General features: G+C 61.2%; 14 protein-coding genes. 4 read left to right on the top strand and 10 right to left on the bottom strand.

Features of this window, described 5'->3' with window-relative positions:
• Positions 1 to 88 precede the first annotated feature (88 nt).
• Complete coding sequence (locus M1D51_RS09555) at positions 89 to 688, top strand: hypothetical protein (protein ID WP_172324875.1); 600 nt, start codon at positions 89 to 91, stop codon at positions 686 to 688.
• On the opposite strand, the gene M1D51_RS09550 is transcribed toward M1D51_RS09555, so the two are convergent.
• From M1D51_RS09550 to pdxT, 9 genes are all read right to left on the bottom strand, one after another.
• Positions 685 to 3,078 carry a RelA/SpoT family protein gene (locus tag M1D51_RS09550; RefSeq protein WP_458109315.1) on the bottom strand — a complete coding sequence of 798 codons (2,394 nt, stop codon included), beginning with the start codon at positions 3,076 to 3,078 and terminating at the stop codon, positions 685 to 687. The two genes, M1D51_RS09555 and M1D51_RS09550, sit on opposite strands and share 4 nt — an antisense overlap.
• 163 nt (positions 3,079 to 3,241) lie before the next feature.
• Positions 3,242 to 4,231, bottom strand: coding sequence for a protein translocase subunit SecF (gene secF / locus M1D51_RS09545; protein ID WP_458109314.1), 990 nt, complete (start codon positions 4,229 to 4,231; stop codon positions 3,242 to 3,244).
• On the bottom strand, positions 4,231 to 5,982 hold the full coding sequence (secD, locus tag M1D51_RS09540; RefSeq protein ID WP_458109313.1) for a protein translocase subunit SecD: 1,752 nt from the start codon (positions 5,980 to 5,982) through the stop codon (positions 4,231 to 4,233). Before secD ends, secF begins: the two co-directional genes overlap by 1 nt.
• Positions 5,983 to 6,096: 114 nt before the next feature.
• Entirely contained in the window at positions 6,097 to 6,480 is a 384-nt protein-coding gene (gene yajC / locus M1D51_RS09535; RefSeq protein WP_458109575.1) for a preprotein translocase subunit YajC, read from the bottom strand.
• Positions 6,481 to 6,625: 145 nt separating this feature from the next.
• Positions 6,626 to 7,702, bottom strand: a complete 1,077-nt coding sequence (ruvB, locus tag M1D51_RS09530) for a Holliday junction branch migration DNA helicase RuvB (protein WP_172324673.1) — start codon at positions 7,700 to 7,702, stop codon at positions 6,626 to 6,628.
• Positions 7,695 to 8,342 (bottom strand): Holliday junction branch migration protein RuvA, encoded by a 648-nt coding sequence (ruvA, locus tag M1D51_RS09525; RefSeq protein WP_172324675.1) that lies wholly within the window; start codon positions 8,340 to 8,342, stop codon positions 7,695 to 7,697. The genes ruvB and ruvA overlap by 8 nt, the downstream gene beginning before the upstream one ends.
• 79 nt (positions 8,343 to 8,421) lie before the next feature.
• Positions 8,422 to 9,000 (bottom strand): crossover junction endodeoxyribonuclease RuvC, encoded by a 579-nt coding sequence (gene ruvC / locus M1D51_RS09520; protein WP_458109312.1) that lies wholly within the window; start codon positions 8,998 to 9,000, stop codon positions 8,422 to 8,424.
• A 44-nt stretch (positions 9,001 to 9,044) separates the two neighbouring features.
• Positions 9,045 to 9,800: a YebC/PmpR family DNA-binding transcriptional regulator gene (locus M1D51_RS09515; RefSeq protein ID WP_172324679.1), complete on the bottom strand. Its 756-nt coding sequence runs from the start codon at positions 9,798 to 9,800 to the stop codon at positions 9,045 to 9,047.
• 3 nt (positions 9,801 to 9,803) lie between these two features.
• The gene (gene pdxT, locus M1D51_RS09510; RefSeq protein WP_458109311.1) at positions 9,804 to 10,505 is read right to left on the bottom strand and encodes a pyridoxal 5'-phosphate synthase glutaminase subunit PdxT; all 702 of its coding nucleotides are present in this window, start codon (positions 10,503 to 10,505) and stop codon (positions 9,804 to 9,806) included.
• Between the two features lie 102 nt (positions 10,506 to 10,607).
• Between pdxT and M1D51_RS09505 the strand changes: the two genes are divergently transcribed.
• A complete protein-coding gene (locus M1D51_RS09505; RefSeq protein ID WP_458109310.1) occupies positions 10,608 to 11,939 on the top strand; it encodes a MurT ligase domain-containing protein in 1,332 nt (443 codons plus the stop codon).
• Positions 11,936 to 12,706, top strand: a complete 771-nt coding sequence (locus M1D51_RS09500) for a type 1 glutamine amidotransferase (RefSeq protein ID WP_458109309.1) — start codon at positions 11,936 to 11,938, stop codon at positions 12,704 to 12,706. The genes M1D51_RS09505 and M1D51_RS09500 overlap by 4 nt, the downstream gene beginning before the upstream one ends.
• A gap of 3 nt (positions 12,707 to 12,709) precedes the next feature.
• On the opposite strand, the gene M1D51_RS09495 is transcribed toward M1D51_RS09500, so the two are convergent.
• Entirely contained in the window at positions 12,710 to 13,975 is a 1,266-nt protein-coding gene (locus tag M1D51_RS09495; RefSeq protein ID WP_458109308.1) for a CapA family protein, read from the bottom strand.
• A 74-nt stretch (positions 13,976 to 14,049) separates the two neighbouring features.
• On the opposite strand from M1D51_RS09495, the gene M1D51_RS09490 reads away from it, so the two are divergent.
• Positions 14,050 to 16,062, top strand: a complete 2,013-nt coding sequence (locus M1D51_RS09490) for a M3 family metallopeptidase (protein ID WP_458109307.1) — start codon at positions 14,050 to 14,052, stop codon at positions 16,060 to 16,062.
• Positions 16,063 to 16,087 lie beyond the last annotated feature (25 nt).

The raw sequence follows: 16,087 nt of genomic DNA, 5'->3' as shown, positions 1-16,087 counted from the left end.
ATTGCAGTACCGCAGGCTTCGTTCCGGTTATCCACATAACTGGAACGGAGCCTGTACTGCTTGTGCGGGTGCACGGAATGATCAGTGGATGGACCCCGTTGTCGCCGCTCCGCTGTTATCGGAGCCGGTTATCCCAGAGCTGTACTCCCCCAACCGGATCTTTACCTGGAACGAACTCCAGAGCATGGCCTTTGACGGTATCCTGCTACCGCTCTACGGGAAGAGTTATGCCTCGCCGGGCACCGCAGTCACCCATCGTTTACGGGCCCGTGCAGCCGCCCTTTCAGTCCCCGAACGGATCCGGACGAAAGTCGTTGCCGGCCGCCTTACCGCCGCGTGGATCTACGGTTGCGCCAAACCTCCGGAGCACTTGTCGCTCCTGGTGGATGCAAAGCACCGCATTTCCAGTTTGCGCGGAAGCACAGCCTGCAGCCTTCATGAAGTCCGGCTGGGACAGATGGACGTCGTAAGCCTCGGCGGAATGCTGGTCAGCAGTCCGCTCCGCACCGCAGCGGACATCGCTTTACACGTCGAAAGTGACCGCGCTTTGCCTGCTCTGAGGCGCCTTCTTGCCAAGGAGGACCTCGGCATCCGGCTGCGACTCCTCACACTGGCTGTGGAGGCAGCACCCCGTGTTCCCCACAAGCGTCGTGCGCTGGCCACCCTCTCCGAACTTTCGTCCGTTTAGCTGCGGCGCCTGTTACCCGTGGTGCGGTAGACATCAAAGACGCCATCGATGCGCCGGACGGCGTTCAGTACGTGGTGCAGGTACTTGGGATCACCCATCTCGAAAGCGAACTTCGAGATTGCCACCCTGTCGCTCGAAGTGTGGACAGAGGCAGCAAGGATGTTCACGTGATTCTCGGACAAAATCCGCGTCACATCTGACAACAGGGACTTGCGGTCCAATGCCTCCACCTGGATTTCCACCAGGAAGACACTCGACTGGGTAGGGGCCCATTCAACTTCCACGATTCTGTCCGGCTGGTCCCGGAGCCCTGAGACGTTGGTGCAATCGGTACGGTGAACCGAAACGCCCGAGCCACGCGTCACGAATCCAAGAATGGGGTCAGGCGGAACAGGAGTACAACAGCGGGCCAGTTTGACCCAGACGTCGCCAACACCGCGGACGATGACGCCGGAGTCCGAGAACTTGGACTTCGCAACTTGTGTGGGGATGCTGACTTCATCGAGGTCCTCATCCGGCGTCTCGTGGCCGCCCAGGTGCTCAACGAGTTTTTCCATCACCGACTGTGCAGAGGTGTGACCATCACCAACGCCTGCGTAGAGCCCGGAAATGTCAACGTAGTGGAAGTCCTCGGCCACCGCGGACAAGGCGTCGTGCGTCATCAGGCGCTGCAGGGGAAGGTTCTGCTTCCGCATAGCCCGTGTGAGCATGTCCTTGCCGCGATCGATGGCCTCTTCGCGGCGTTCCTTGGTGAACCATTGCCGGATCTTGTTGCGCGCCCGCGCAGACTTGACGAAGTGCTGCCAGTCCTGGCTGGGCCCGGCGCCTTCGGCCTTGGAGGTGAAGATCTCCACCCAGTCGCCATGGTTCAGCTCGCTGTTGAGCGGGACCAGCTTGCCGTTGACGCGGGCACCAATAGTCCTGTGACCGACTTCGGTATGCACGGCGTAGGCGAAATCGACCGGAGTCGATCCCGCGGGCAGGGCCATGACCTCACCCTTGGGGGTGAAGACAAAAACTTCACGGGCGTTGATCTCATACCGCAATGAGTCCAGGAACTCGCCGGGGTCGGACGTTTCCTGCTGCCAGTCCACCAGGGACCTCAGCCAGCCCATATCGCCGTCGCGCGGGCTGCCGGGACCTTGCGCTGTACGGTTCGGCTGGTCCTTGTACTTCCAGTGTGCTGCCACACCGTACTCAGCCCGGCGATGCATTTCATGGGTACGGATCTGGATCTCCACGGGCTTGCCGCCCGGGCCAATCACAGTGGTGTGCAGCGATTGGTACATATTGAACTTGGGCATGGCGATGTAGTCCTTGAACCTGCCCGGCAGGGGGTTCCATCGCGAATGCAAGGTACCCAGTGCGGCGTAACAGTCGCGGACCGAGTCCACCAGGACACGTACGCCCATGAGGTCGTTGATGTCGTCGAAGTCTTTATCCCGGACGATCATCTTCTGGTAAATGGAGTAGTAGTGCTTTGGACGACCGGTGATGGTCGCCTTGATCCTGGCGGTGCGGAGGTCATCGGCTATCTGGTTGCGAATGACACTGAGGCTCTTCTCGCGCTCCGGTGTACGGTCCCCCACCATGCGCACGATTTCCTCATACACCTTGGGATAGAGGGCAGCGAAGGAAAGGTCTTCGAGCTCCCACTTGATGGTATTCATGCCCAGGCGGTGAGCCAGCGGGGCGAAGATCTCCAGCGTCTCGCGAGCCTTGCGGGAGGATGACTCAGCAGAGACAAAACGCCAAGTACGTGCGTTGTGCAAGCGGTCGGCCAGCTTGATCATCAGGACCCGGATGTCCTTGGCCATGGCCACGACCATCTTGCGGACGGTCTCCGATTGGGCGGCTTCGCCGAAACTGACCTTGTCCAGCTTGGTCACGCCGTCCACCAGCATGGCAACCTCAGGACCAAAGTCCCGTGTCAGGTCAGCAAGTGTGTACGGGGTGTCCTCCACGGTGTCGTGAAGCAATGCAGCTGCCAGCGTGGTGCCTGTCATACCCAGCTCGGCAAGGATGGTGGCCACCGCCACGGGATGGGTGATGTAGGGGTCGCCACTCTTGCGTTTCTGGCCCTGATGGCTCCGCTCTGCAACGGTGAAGGCCCGCTGGATCAGGTCGAAATCTTCTTTGGGGTTATTGGCCCGTACCGTTCGCAGCAGCGGTTCCAGGATTGGAGAGTAAGGAGCCACACCCCTGCCGGTCAGGCGGGCGAGCCGGGAACGGGTCCGCTCCCGCCGTCCCGGGAACGTGGGACGCACGCCAGGGGTATCCACCGGAACAGCTCCCGCAGTCCGTCCAGCCATGCTTGTTGCCGGAACCGCCACAGTCTTGTGGCCGTCTTCCCCGCCCGCCGGTGGTGCCGACGTCGCACGTTCTTCCACAGAAGTACCCCTCACAACCGATTTAATTCTCCCAGTCTATTCCCGCAGGTGAATGCTTCTGCAAATGGGCAGCACATGACGACCGGACGGGCAAGTCAAAGAGCCGGTCTCCACACATGTGCGGAGACCGGCTCTTCGGTGTAACCAAGGCGTTGCAAGGAACTTATACGGTGACTTCAGCCCTGCGGTGGGCTACCTTCTTTGCCTGCTTCACGAGGTCCGGCTCACCCTGCCGCAGCCAAGCATAGAGGGGAGCCGCGATGAAGATGGTCGCTGCCGTGCCGATCAGGATCCCGACGAACAGGGCCAGCGAAAGGTCGCGCAGCGTGCCCGCACCGAGGAGCCCGGCACCAATGAAGAGGATAGCGGCAACCGGCAACACAGCAACCATCATGGTGTTGATGGAGCGGACCAGCGTTTGGTTGACGGCCAGGTTGACCTCTTCGCCGAAGGTGCGGCGGGTGGAAGTGGAAATGTCCGCTGTGTTCTCACGGATTTTGTCGAACACCACCACGGTGTCGTACAGCGAGTAACTCAAGACGGTCAGGAAGCCGATGATGGCCGACGGCGTCACTTCGAAGTCACTCAAGGCGTAGACACCGGCCGTGATGAACATCGTGACCAGCATGCCCACGAGGGCGGACAACGACATTTTCCAGGTCCGGAAGTACAAGGCCATCAGGACAGCCGCCAAGGCAACGAAGACCACCAGTCCGATCAGTGCCTGCCTGGTGACGTCCTGCCCCCAGGTGGGTCCGACGAAGTTTGACGTCACCTCATTTTCAGTGACCCCGTAAGCGCTGGTCAGACCCTCCTTGATGCGGTTGGTCTCGTCATCGGTCAGTTGGTCCGTTTGGATCCGCATGGTGTCGCCGGCAACGTTCGCGACGCGCGGAATGGCGCCGGGAACGACGTCGTGGACCGCTTTCTCGCCGAGGCTCGCGTCCGTGCTGCTGACATTGGAGACAGTGAACTCCGAGCCGCCACGGAATTCGATGCCCAGGTTAAAACCGCCCTTGGCCACCGGAATAAGGATTGACAGGGCCACTGCAACGGCCGCGATGATGAACCAGATCTTCTTCGAATTGACGAAGTTGTACGAGCGCTTGCCCGTGTACAGCTCATGGCCGAAGGTTGCGAAGCTCGTAGTCATTACTTCTCCTCCTTGGTTGCCTTGGACGAGCCGGTCAGCTGGCCCTTCTCGGCAAGGCGCCGTTCGGCGATGGTCATGCGGCGTTCAGCCTCGGCAACGGCTCCAGTGTTGCGCGCACGCACCGGCGATGGTTTTTCATCAGGGGTGCGGAGCCGGCCGGCGCCACGGTACAGGGGAACTGCGCCAAGACGGTCCGGGGAAAGGCCGGAGAAACGGTGCCCTTCGCCGAAGAACTTGGTGCGCGCCAGAACCTGCAGCATGGGATGCGTGAACATAAACACGACCAGGAGGTCGGCCAGTGCTGTCAGGCCCAAGGTGAAGGCGAAGCCGCGGACGTTGCCGACGGCCACGAAGTACAGGACCAAGGCGGCGAGGAGGTTGACGGCCTTGGAGGCCAGTACGGTGCGCTTGGCGCGCTTCCAGCCGTTTTCGACGGCGGATACCAGCCCACGTCCGTCGCGCAACTCATCACGGATGCGCTCGAAGTAGACGATGAAGGAGTCCGCGGTCTGTCCGATGGCCACGATCAAGCCAGCCACACCGGCAAGGGAGAGCCGATAGTTCTCGGTCCACCCAAGGATCGCAATGGCAAGATACGTCAGCACACCAGCCACCACCAGGGACGCAATGGTGACAAGGCCAAGGGCCCGGTATTGGAAGAGTGAGTAGACAACCACCAGCAGCAAGCCGATCATGCCTGCCAGCAGCCCGAGGCGAAGCTGGTCTCCACCAAGGGTGGCCGAGATCTGCTCCTGCGATTGGATCTCGAAGCTGATGGGCAGGGCACCGTAACGGAGCTGATCGGACAATGCCTTGGCAGTAGCCTGCGTGAAGTTGCCGGTGATCTGGGGGCGACCGTCAGTAATCACGGCCAGGGAACGCGGCGCGGAGATGACTTTGTCGTCCAGCACGATCGCGAACTGGGACTTGGGATCGTCCGATCCCTGGGCCTGTGCCGCTACGTAGTACTGGTTGAGCCGCTCCGTAACGGCCTTGAACTTCTCTGTGGCATCGCCGTTGAAGACGATGTTCACACCCCAGGAGTTGGTGACGGACCCTTGGGCGCCCTGCACCTGGGAGAAAGTGGAATCGCTGATGTCCTGGCCTCGGACCTCTACCGGGCCAAGGATGTACTTGATAGCCGGAGTGGTGGCCGTAGCAGCTTCGCAGGTGACAAGAGGTTTGGCCGGATCGGAGCGTTCGCGCCTTTCAGTCGAAGGATTGACGCAATCGAGTGCTTCAAATTCCTTCTGGACTTCCGGGGTAATCCAATTGGTATCACTCGCGTTGGCCGGCTCCGCCGTCGGCTTGTTCAGCTGGTCATCCGGGGTGCGTGATTCCGCGGGAACGGCAGCGGGATCGCCATAGGTAATGACTGGCCTGAAGTTCATGTCGGCCGAGGCCTGGATCAGATCGCGGGTTTCCTTGGAAGGTGTTCCCGGGAGGCTGACCACCACATTGCGGCCGGACTGGGTGCTGATCTCTGCTTCAGCAACGCCCGAGCCGTCAACACGCTGACGGATGATGGCAACTGCCTGATTGAGCTGCTCTTCGTTGATCTCGCTGGATCCTTCGACCCTGGGGGCCAGGATCATCTGGGTACCGCCTTCAAGGTCCAAGGCAAGCTTGGGAGCCCAGCTGGCGTTGCCAGTCAAGACTCCGCCACCCAGGACAGCGGTGAGTACAACGAATATTGCTCCAAGCCAGGTCAGCACCCTGCGGGCTGAATTTTTGGGGCCGGTCCGTGCCATTATCGATCTTCCTGTTATCGCCGGACAGCCGCCGGCCAACGCGGGTAAGCGTCTGCCGGCGGCTCTCAGCTGCCGTAGAAGTTGCCTTGCGCGGGGGTGCCGCGCCTGACGATCCTAGTTGTCCTTCTTGTCCTCTTTGTTGAGGCGCGCAATGGTTTCTTCGGGCGTCTCCACTACGGCAGGAGCTTCAGTATCTGCGGTAGTCAGGGAAGAAGCGTCGTCCGGGACAACCGGGGCTTCTTCAGCGGGCGCTTCGACTACCTTGGTGACGGCCTGGCGGTGAACCGTGGCCTCGTTGCCCGGGGAAAGTTCGATGACGACCTTGTTCTCGGCTTCATCGATGGAGACGATGCGGCCAAAGAGACCAAAACTGGTCATGACGTCGACGCCCGGAGCGAACTTGGACTGCATCTCAGCCTGCTGCTGCTGGGTCTTCTTGTTGCGGCGGAACATCATGAAGACAAAGAGTCCAAGCATGACGAACAGCAATATGGTCATTGGATCCACAGGGAAGTTCCGTTCTGTACTTACGTTTTGGTTCACGGCAACGTCCCTGGCACATCCGCAGTGCGGGTGCATGGATCAAGGACTCGAACGTGCCGAGCGTCATACCAGTCTAGAGGGAAAAGCTGAACACGGCGTGTTAACCGATGGTATCTACGCTTTCGGCGTGGTTTTCATCGTCGCCGAAGAGCGCCAGGGCCTCCTGGCCGAAGACCCCGGCCGGCACGGCATAGCCTAGGTGCGTCCATGCGGATGCCATGGCGATGCGGCCCCGCGGGGTACGCCCCAAAAGTCCTTCACGTACCAGGAACGGCTCGGCCACCGTTTCCACCGTTTCAGGCTCCTCCCCCACGGCGATTGCCAGCGTGGACAACCCCACAGGGCCGCCGTTGAACTTGGTAATGAGTGCTTCCAGCACTGAACGGTCCAGCCGGTCCAGACCCCGCGCATCCACTTCATACATATCCAAGGCCGCTGAGGCCGACCGCGCATCGATTTGCTCAATGCCGTGAACCAGAGCCCAGTCACGGACGCGGCGAAGGAGCCGGTTGGCAATTCGCGGAGTACCCCGGGACCGTCCGGCGATCTCGGTAAAGCCGGCTGAATTTACCTTAAGGTCCAGCAGCCCGGCAGATCGTCGAAGCACAAGCTCCAATTCAGCAACCGAGTAGAACTCGAGGTGACCGGTAAAGCCAAAGCGGTCACGCAATGGACCCGGCAGGAGGCCGGCACGGGTAGTGGCTCCTACCAACGTGAACGGAGGCAGCTCCAGGGGTATGGCCGTAGCACCAGCTCCCTTGCCCACCACAATGTCTACCCGGAAGTCCTCCATGGCCATGTAGAGCATTTCCTCTGCGGGCCGGGACATCCGGTGGATCTCGTCCAGGAACAGGACCTCCCCTTCAGACAGGGAAGAGAGAATGGCTGCGAGGTCGCCTGCGTGCTGGATGGCGGGACCACTGCTGATCCGCAAGGGTGCGTTCATTTCGGCCGCGATGATCATGGCCAAGGTTGTTTTGCCAAGGCCCGGGGGCCCGGACATCAACACGTGGTCGGCACTGCGGCCCCGCATTTTTGACGCTTCGAGGACAAGGGCCAGCTGCTTGCGGACACGGTGCTGGCCGACGAAATCATGCAGGTTTTTTGGGCGGAGTGCGGCCTCAATGACCCGCTCTTCCGGCTCCTCTCCCCCGTTGACGAGTGACTGCTCAGCCACGGCTGCCTACGCGGTTGCCGGCGCGGGCGCCGTCCTGACCCAGCCACCGCAGGGTGGCGCGGAGGATCTGAGCAACATTTCCGGCCTCCACGAGGTCCGGAGAGTCGGCCATGGCTTTGTCGATGCTCCCGGTGGCGTCCTTCTCGGACCAGCCCAGGCTTGTCATCGCGGCCACTACCTGCGGTTTCCAGTCGGCGCTGGTGGCAACCTGGGCAGCAGCAGTTGCTGAGCCGGTGCCGTGCGGAACCAGCTTGCCAGCGAGTTCGAGCACAATCCGCCCGGCCACCTTCGGCCCGATGCCGGGGACTTTGGTAAAAGCCTTGCCGTCTCCGGTGTGCGCTGCTACCCGAATGGCTTCGGGTTCATGCACGGCCAGAACCGCCAGTGCCAGTCTCGGCCCCACGCCGCTGACGCTGAGCAGGACGTCGAAAACTTCGCGTTCGTCATCATCGGCAAAACCGAACAGCGTGAGGGAATCTTCACGGACGATCATGGAAGTGAAAAGCTTGGCTTCTGTTCCGACCTTGAGGTGGCTCAGGGTCTGTGGGGTGGCGAACACGCTCATACCCGCACCGTTGAGGTCAATGACGGCGGTGGACAAACCCACGTGGGCTACGGTTCCACGGAGAAAACTGATCAAGACCCGGCTCCTGAATGATTGCGGCCCAAGCGGACTATCCGAACATATCTACGAATACCCTAACAAGAGCGGTGGGAAATCACCGTGCGCGGCGCGCTTTTGCTTCGGCATCGGCCCACGCCTTTTGGGCCGGAGTCAGCGAACCGGCCCCCGTGGAGCCACCAGCTGCGCCCATTCCGCTTCCCGCCCTCCACGCATGGGTCAGGGCAAGGGCCAAGGCGTCCGCAGCATCTGCGGGCTTCGGCGGCGCATCCAGGCGCAGTATTTTAGTCACGAGCTTTGTGACAGCGTCTTTATTCGCGGTGCCGCTACCGGTCACTGCGGCTTTGACCTCAGAGGGTGTATGCAGGGCAACCGGAATGCCGCGACGAGCCGCCGCAGCGATGACTACGCCGGACGCCTGGGCGACTCCCATCACGGTGCTGACGTTCATCTGCGAAAAAACGCGTTCGACGGCGACCACGTCGGGCTCGTGCCGGTCCAGCCACTCATCGATCGCTTCAGCGATGACCAGCAGGCGTTTGTCCAGGGTCAGTTCCGCAGAGGTACCTACTACTCCGACAGCCACCATGGTGGCCCTGCGGTTCCGCTCAATGTCCACTACGCCTATGCCGCAACGGGTGAGGCCCGGATCGACTCCTAATACGCGAAGAGTCAAGTCCGGGCCTTCCTGTTTTTTATCACTATTGTTTGCTGCCCCGCCTACTCGGCGTCGAGGGCAGCCTGCACTTCCTCGCTGAAGTCCGCGTTGCTGTACACGTTCTGGACGTCGTCCAGATCTTCCAGGGCATCGACGAGCTTCATGAACTTCTTGGCGCCATCAACATCAAGTTCCACCTGCATTGACGGAACGAACTCGGCCTCATCGGTTTCGTAATCGATGCCGGCCTCCTTGAGTGCGTCACGGATGGCCTGGAGGTCGGAGGGCTCGGAATGGATTTCCCAGTTTTCGCCACTGTCCTTCACTTCCTCGGCGCCGGCTTCCAAGACAGCCATCAGGATGTCGTCTTCGCTGAGGCCGTTCTTCGGCAGGACCACAACACCCTTGCGGGCAAAGAGGTAGCTGACCGATCCGGGGTCGGCTATGGTGCCGCCGTTGCGCGAAATGGCGAGGCGGACTTCCGAAGCCGCCCGGTTCTTGTTATCGGTCAAACATTCGATCAGCAATGCAGAGCCCTGCGGACCGCGGGCTTCGTACATGATCTCGGTGTAGTCGACTACCTCGCCCGTGAGGCCGGCTCCACGCTTGATGGCCCGATCGATGTTGTCGTTGGGTACCGAAGTCTTCTTGGCCTTGGTGACCGCGAGTTCCAATCCGGGGTTTCCGGCGAGGTCCGGGCCGCCCATCCGGGCTGCTACTTCGATGTTCTTGATCAGTTTTGCGAACGACTTTGCACGCCGGCTGTCAATGATGGCTTTTTTGTGCTTGGTGGTCGCCCATTTGGAGTGGCCTGACATGCTTTACGCTTCTCCTCTGATCATTCGAATAAAGAGTTCATGCACACGCTTCTCCCCAGTCACTTCCGGATGGAAGGAGGTGGCCAGCAGGTGGCCGGAGCGCACTGCAACAATTCTAGCCACTCCATGCAAAGCTGCCGTGTGGCTGGCGTGTTCGGGATCAACCTGCGCCAGGATTTCGACGTCGGCGCCGACGCGTTCCACCCACGGCCCGCGGATGAAAACAGCATGGACGGGATCCACGCCGGATTCTCCGGCGCTGAAGTCGAGCCCCTTGAAATCAAGGTCCGTCTCGAACGATTCGCGTTGGCGCCCAAAGGCGTTTCGCCGGACGGTGATGTCCAGGCCCCCGAAAGTCTGCTGCGGATTACCGCTGAGATCTTTGGCGGGGTCGGCGATCTCATCGGCCAGCAGGATCATTCCGGCACAGGATCCGTAGGCCGGAAGTCCGTCTGCTATTCGCTTCCGGATCGGCTCGCGGAGATCGAAAATGCGCGACAATTTGTCAATGGCGGTGGATTCGCCGCCGGGAATGATCAGGCCGTCAATATCGTCCAGCTCGGACGGCCGGCGGATGCCCACACCGGTGGCTCCAGCGGCCTCCACTGCGTGGATATGCTCGCGGAAGTCGCCCTGGAGTGCCAGTACGCCGATCCTGAGTCCTGAACCCACGCGCGATGAAGCGTCGGAAAGGGGGTTGGTCATTGATCCATCATAGTGCGCTGCGCCAGGGGCAGGGTCTTCAGCGACCTTCGGGGTCTGGCCTGAAACCAGGTTCCATGCCCTGACTGGGATATATTACAGAGCATGCTTTCCTTCAGCGTCCCCCTCGGCAAGCTGGTCCGCACACTGTCCCGGCTTCGGGGCGGAGGATCGGCTTTTCCCGGCTTGGTGGTCGAGAAAATCGACCCCGGCTTCATGCAGCGAACGCTGGCTTCACTTCCCCACGGCGTGGCCGTGGTCAGCGGCACCAACGGCAAGACCACCACCACCAAAATGGTGGTGGAACTGCTCGAAAGCCAAGGCCTGAAAGTCTTCACCAACCGCTCCGGAAGCAACTTCACCCGCGGCGTCGCTGCCTCCCTCCTGGGCGAGGTGGACTGGCGCGGACGGCTTGATGCAGACATCGCCATCCTGGAACTTGACGAAGCCCATGCAGTGCATTTCGTCAACAAGGTCCAGCCCCGCTTCAGCCTCCTTTTGAATGTTCTTCGCGACCAATTGGACCGCTTCGGCGAAATCGATAAGACGGCCCGACTTTTGGAACACATCGCGTCCAGGACAACGGACACCGTGGTACTGAACCGCGAGGACCCCCGCGTTGCCCGTATTTCGGAGGTCATCAACGTCGTTGATGCGCCATACCATCCGGAAATCCGTTACTTCGGACTCGATGAATCCCTGCGCAGCACCTTTCCGAATGACGATGAAATGCGCACCTCCGGCTCCGGCCCGTCGCCGTCCGGAACGTCCGTTGCTGCCTCGACCGGTGAGTCAGTAGACCTGCCGGCTGCCGACGTCGTACTCCGACGGGTAGGTGCGCAGGACGCAGACTTTGAGTTCGACGGCGAAACCGTAAGTACCTCCATGAAGCTTCGCGGCGTCTACAACATTTTCAACGCAGCTGCCGCACTGTCCCTGGCACGCGCCGTCCTCGGTACCGGGCCTGTCGACACCCCCAGGCTTGTCAAAGCCCTGGGCGAAGTAGCCCCCGCTTTTGGTCGCGGTGAAAGCCTCACCGTGGATGGTCAGCCACTGGAACTTGTCCTGGTGAAGAACCCCAGCGGATTCCGGCTCGGCCTGAAGTCCTTCCCTGCCGGCGGGTACGCCACGATGATTGCCATTAACGACAACTACGCGGACGGCAGGGACATGTCCTGGCTCTGGGACGTGGAGTTCGAATCATTGCGCGAGGACGGCGTGGAGGTCCTCACCGGAGTCCGCGCTTACGACATGGCGTTGCGGTTGCAGTACGACGAAGTGCCTTTCGGTGTGGTGGAACCAGACATCACCGCCGCTTTGCGCACCTTCATCAACGGTTCGCGAGGCAAGCCCAAACGAATTTTCTGCACGTACACCTCCATGCTCGCCATCCGCCGCGAACTAGCCAAAATCACCATAGTTGAGGTGGTCTCATGACCTTGGAATCACAGGCCGGCCCCGCACACCCCGAATCCCCGCAGCCCGGCAAGGGAACCCTTCGCGTCCTCCAGCTCTACCCCCGGGAGATGAACATCTACGGAGACTGGGGCAACGCGCTTGTCCTCCAAAAAAGGATCAAGTGGCACGGATACACTCCGGAATTGCTGGAGTACAACGTGGGTGACGAGTTCCCCGAGGACATCGATATTGTGGTCGGTGGAGGCGGTCAGGACAGTGGCCAGCTGGTCATCCAGGACGACCTCCAAGCCCGCGCGGACCACCTGCGGGGTATGGCCGAAGATGGGGCTCCCATGCTGGTGATTTGTGGTCTCTACCAGCTTTTCGGGAAGTTCTTCAAGACCAGCGCCGGGCCGGTCATTCCCGGGATCGGGATCCTGGACGTCGAAACCCACGGTACGGATGAGCGGCTGATCGGAAACGTCATCATGAAGTCCTCCGAGTTCGGAGACATCATGGGTTACGAGAACCACAGCGGGCAGACCACCCTTGGTCCCGGCGTCGAGCCTCTTGGAACCGTCACCAAAGGTGCGGGAAACAACAGCAAGGACGGGCACGAGGGCGCGCGCTACAACAATGTGGTGGCCAGCTACCTCCACGGATCGTTGCTGCCGAAGAATCCGGCGATTGCCGACTTCCTCATCCGGACAGCAGCTGAGCGCAAGTACGGCACCTTTGTTCCGGGAACGCCCGACGACGACTACGCCCGCCTCGCGCGCGAACACGCCGCGCGCCGGCCGCGATAGGCGCTATTTCTCCTTGGTGATCAACAGTTCGTGGGCGCCTGCAGCCGCTGCGCCCATGGACTCGACCACCGTTTTGGTTCGTTGGTGGGTAGCTGCGTCGGCTCCCGGTGATGCGCAGACTCCCTGTGGAGCATCGCTGGCCACCGAGCACCATCGGTAGGGATCCCGGACAATCACCGACGGCGCCCAGGCAAGGTCCGAGGCTGTCCATGCTCCTGCCGCGTTCTGGCTGAACTGGGCCCTCACCAGCAATCCTTCATTGTTGAGCACGTACCACGGCGACAACTCCGTGACACCGTTGCCCAATCCGTAAACAATCCACGTGCCCTTGTAATTCTCGATCGGCAGCACGGAATGCGTGTGGTGTCCATAAATCATGGTGAACTGGCCGCTGTCCACCAGGGCGTGCGCAACGTCCTGCTGCTGGACGTTGGCTTCGCTGGCGTACTCATCCCCTGCATGCATCACTCCCAGGACGATGTCCGCTCCGAGGGCCCTGGCCTGCGTTGCCTTGGCAATCATGACAGCAGGATCAAGCTCGTCCACCAGCCAGGGGTACTCAGGGATTTGACCGTTGTGGCCGTATGTCCCGATGATGAGAGCTACCTTGGCCGCATCCGATTCCAGCATGAGGATTTCCTTGGAAGCGGCCTCGGTCCGGTAGGAGCCGGTGTGCTTAAGCCCGGCCGCGTCCAGGGCATCAAGTGTCCGTAGAAGGCCCTCAGTCCCCCGGTCGATGGTGTGGTTGCTGGCCGTGGTGCACGCCTGATAGCCGACGTCCTTGGAAGCCGTAATGATCTGCGGCGGAACGTTGAAGGACGGATAGGCCGAGAAAGGCCCCTCGGGCGTCGCCACGGGTGTTTCCTGGTGGCAGATGGCGAGATCGCTGTTCCGGATATAGCGCCGCTGGCCTTCGAGGAGTGGGACGAACGTGTATCCCGGAAGGCCGGCTGCCGCGGCGTCGGCCCTTGCCTGTTGCCATAGCTGGGTGTGGACCAGCATGTCACCGGTTACGGTGATGGAGGTGCATCGAAGCTCGGGGCAGGCCGGCCCCTTGCCGGGCGTAGGGTTCGGCGCGGGGGTACGCGTCGGTGTTGGCGACTCGGAAGCCGGAGCCGAGGCCGCAGCGCTGCGGTTCTGGTCATCGGATTCGGCAATGACCCCACAGGCCCCCAACGAAAACGCAGCCGCCGCTGTCACCATGGCAAACAGTGGCCGTGAAAGACGGACGCGTCGGGCAGCGGATGTGATATTCCCCATGGCTTTCATCCTACGGCTGAAGACCCGTTCCACCCGGGCGTGCCGCCCTTGAGGACCGGATTCTTACGTGAAAGAGTCACTTCATGACCAATCCCCTGCTGAGCCCCAGCCCCCTGCCGTATGGCCTTCCGCCCTTCGCCGGCATGAACCCCGGGCACTACGCCGAAGCTATTGATGCCGGACTGACCGTGCACTTGCGGGAAATCGATGCCATCACCAACACCTCCGATCCGGTGACCTTCCAGAACACGGCCCTGGCCATGGAACAATCCGGCCGCCTTCTGCAAAGGGCGGGTGCAGCATTCTTCACTCTGGTTTCGGCGGATGCATCAGAGGAAATCAAGGCGCTCGAAACGGAATTGTCGCCCAAGTTTTCAGCGCACCAGGACGCGGTGTACATGAATCGCGCCCTGTATGAACGCTTCGCCGCGATCGACGTCTCGGATCTTGACCCGGAATCCTCGCGTCTGGTGGAGGAATACCTGAAGGAATTCCGCCAGTCCGGTATCCAACTCGATGCCGTTGGACAACAACGCTTGCGGGATGTCAATGCAGAACTCTCGCGCTTGGGCACCGAATTCGGCCAGCGTGTCAAGGAAGGCATGAAGTCGGCAGCTCTCCTCCTCGACGACGCCGCAGACCTGGCCGGTTTACCTGCTGAGGATGTTGCGGGGGCCGCCGAGGCAGCCAAAGCAGCCGGACACGACGGCAAGTACTTGCTGACCCTGATCCAACCCAGCAACCAGCCGGCCATAGCGTCGCTGGAAAACCGAGGCATCCGGCGTCGTTTGTATGAGGCATCCCTCGCACGTGGCACCAGCGGCGGGACCTTGGATGTGCGGGACCTCGTAAGAGCTACTGTCCGGTTGCGGGCGGAGAAGGCCCGGCTCCTGGGCTTTGCCAACTATGCAGAACTGGTGGTGGACCAACAGACCGCACCGGACTTCGGGGAGGTCAAGGCCATGCTTGGACGACTGGCTCCCGCCGCAGTGCGGAACGCCCAATCCGAGGCTGAGGCGTTGGCGGCATCCGCCGGACATGACCTGGAGCCGTGGGATTGGGCTTTCTACTCTGCACGGGTCCGCAAGGAGAAGTACGAGGTTGACGAGCAAGCGCTGCGTCCGTATTTCAGCTTGGACACGGTGCTCGCAGACGGCGTTTTCCATGCTGCAACCCAGTTGTACGGCGTCACCTTCCACGAGCGGTCCGACCTTGCTGGATACCACCCTGACGTGCGCGTCTGGGAGGTGCGCGACGAGGATGGCCAAGGAATCGGGTTGTTCCTGGGGGATTACTACACCCGTGCTTCAAAGCGTGGTGGGGCCTGGATGAATTCCTTGGTGGAACAGTCCGGCCTGCTGGAAACACGCCCCGTGGTGATCAACAACCTCAACATCACCAAGCCGGCTCCCGGCGAACCCACATTGCTTTCCCTGGACGAGGTCCGCACTGTTTTTCACGAGTTCGGACATGCACTGCACGGCCTGTTCTCGAACGTCACGTACCCACGCTTCTCTGGAACCTCTGTTCCGCGTGACTTTGTGGAATACCCTTCGCAGGTCAACGAGATGTGGATCATGTGGCCGGAAATCCTGGCCAACTATGCCCGCCACTACTCCACGGGCGAACCCCTGCCCCAAGCCACCGTGGACAAGCTCAATGATTCACTGCTGTGGGGCGAAGGCTTCGCCACCACCGAGTATCTTGGGGCTGCGCTCCTGGACCTTGCATGGCACGTCCTTTCGGAATCCGATGTGCCCGATCACGTTATCGACTTCGAGGCCAAAGCCCTTGCCGACGCCGGTATTGCGCACCCGCTCATTCCGCCGCGATACAGGACGGGCTACTTCCAGCACATCTTTGCCGGCGCTGGATACGCGGCAGGCTATTACTCCTACATCTGGAGCGAGGTACTTGATGCCGATACCGTGGAGTGGTTCAAGGAGAACGGCGGACTGACCCGTTCCAACGGAGAGCGATTCCGCGCCGAGCTGCTCTCACGCGGCAACAGCCGCGATCCCTTGGAATCCTTCCAAGCCTTCCGGGGCAGGGACGCCAAGCTGGAACCCCTTCTTAAGCGCCGGGGACTGAACTAACCCATACAGCTAAAAAACGGAACGG

It is taken from the genome of Arthrobacter sp. R3-55, assembly GCF_054161505.1.
This window is presented reverse-complemented; position numbering and strand designations above follow the sequence as displayed.

Excerpts from the sequence above, each read along its gene's own strand:
- M1D51_RS09505 (WP_458109310.1), top strand. The coding sequence starts at position 10,608 with ATGCTTTCCTTCAGCGTCCCCCTCGGCAAGCTGGTCCGCACACTGTCC.
- M1D51_RS09555 (WP_172324875.1), top strand. The coding sequence starts at position 89 with ATGGACCCCGTTGTCGCCGCTCCGCTGTTATCGGAGCCGGTTATCCCA.
- secF (WP_458109314.1), bottom strand. The coding sequence starts at position 4,231 with ATGACTACGAGCTTCGCAACCTTCGGCCATGAGCTGTACACGGGCAAG.
- M1D51_RS09515 (WP_172324679.1), bottom strand. The coding sequence starts at position 9,800 with ATGTCAGGCCACTCCAAATGGGCGACCACCAAGCACAAAAAAGCCATC.
- pdxT (WP_458109311.1), bottom strand. The coding sequence starts at position 10,505 with ATGACCAACCCCCTTTCCGACGCTTCATCGCGCGTGGGTTCAGGACTC.
- yajC (WP_458109575.1), bottom strand. The coding sequence starts at position 6,480 with ATGACCATATTGCTGTTCGTCATGCTTGGACTCTTTGTCTTCATGATG.
- secD (WP_458109313.1), bottom strand. The coding sequence starts at position 5,982 with ATGGCACGGACCGGCCCCAAAAATTCAGCCCGCAGGGTGCTGACCTGG.
- M1D51_RS09500 (WP_458109309.1), top strand. The coding sequence starts at position 11,936 with ATGACCTTGGAATCACAGGCCGGCCCCGCACACCCCGAATCCCCGCAG.
- M1D51_RS09490 (WP_458109307.1), top strand. The coding sequence starts at position 14,050 with ATGACCAATCCCCTGCTGAGCCCCAGCCCCCTGCCGTATGGCCTTCCG.
- M1D51_RS09495 (WP_458109308.1), bottom strand. The coding sequence starts at position 13,975 with ATGAAAGCCATGGGGAATATCACATCCGCTGCCCGACGCGTCCGTCTT.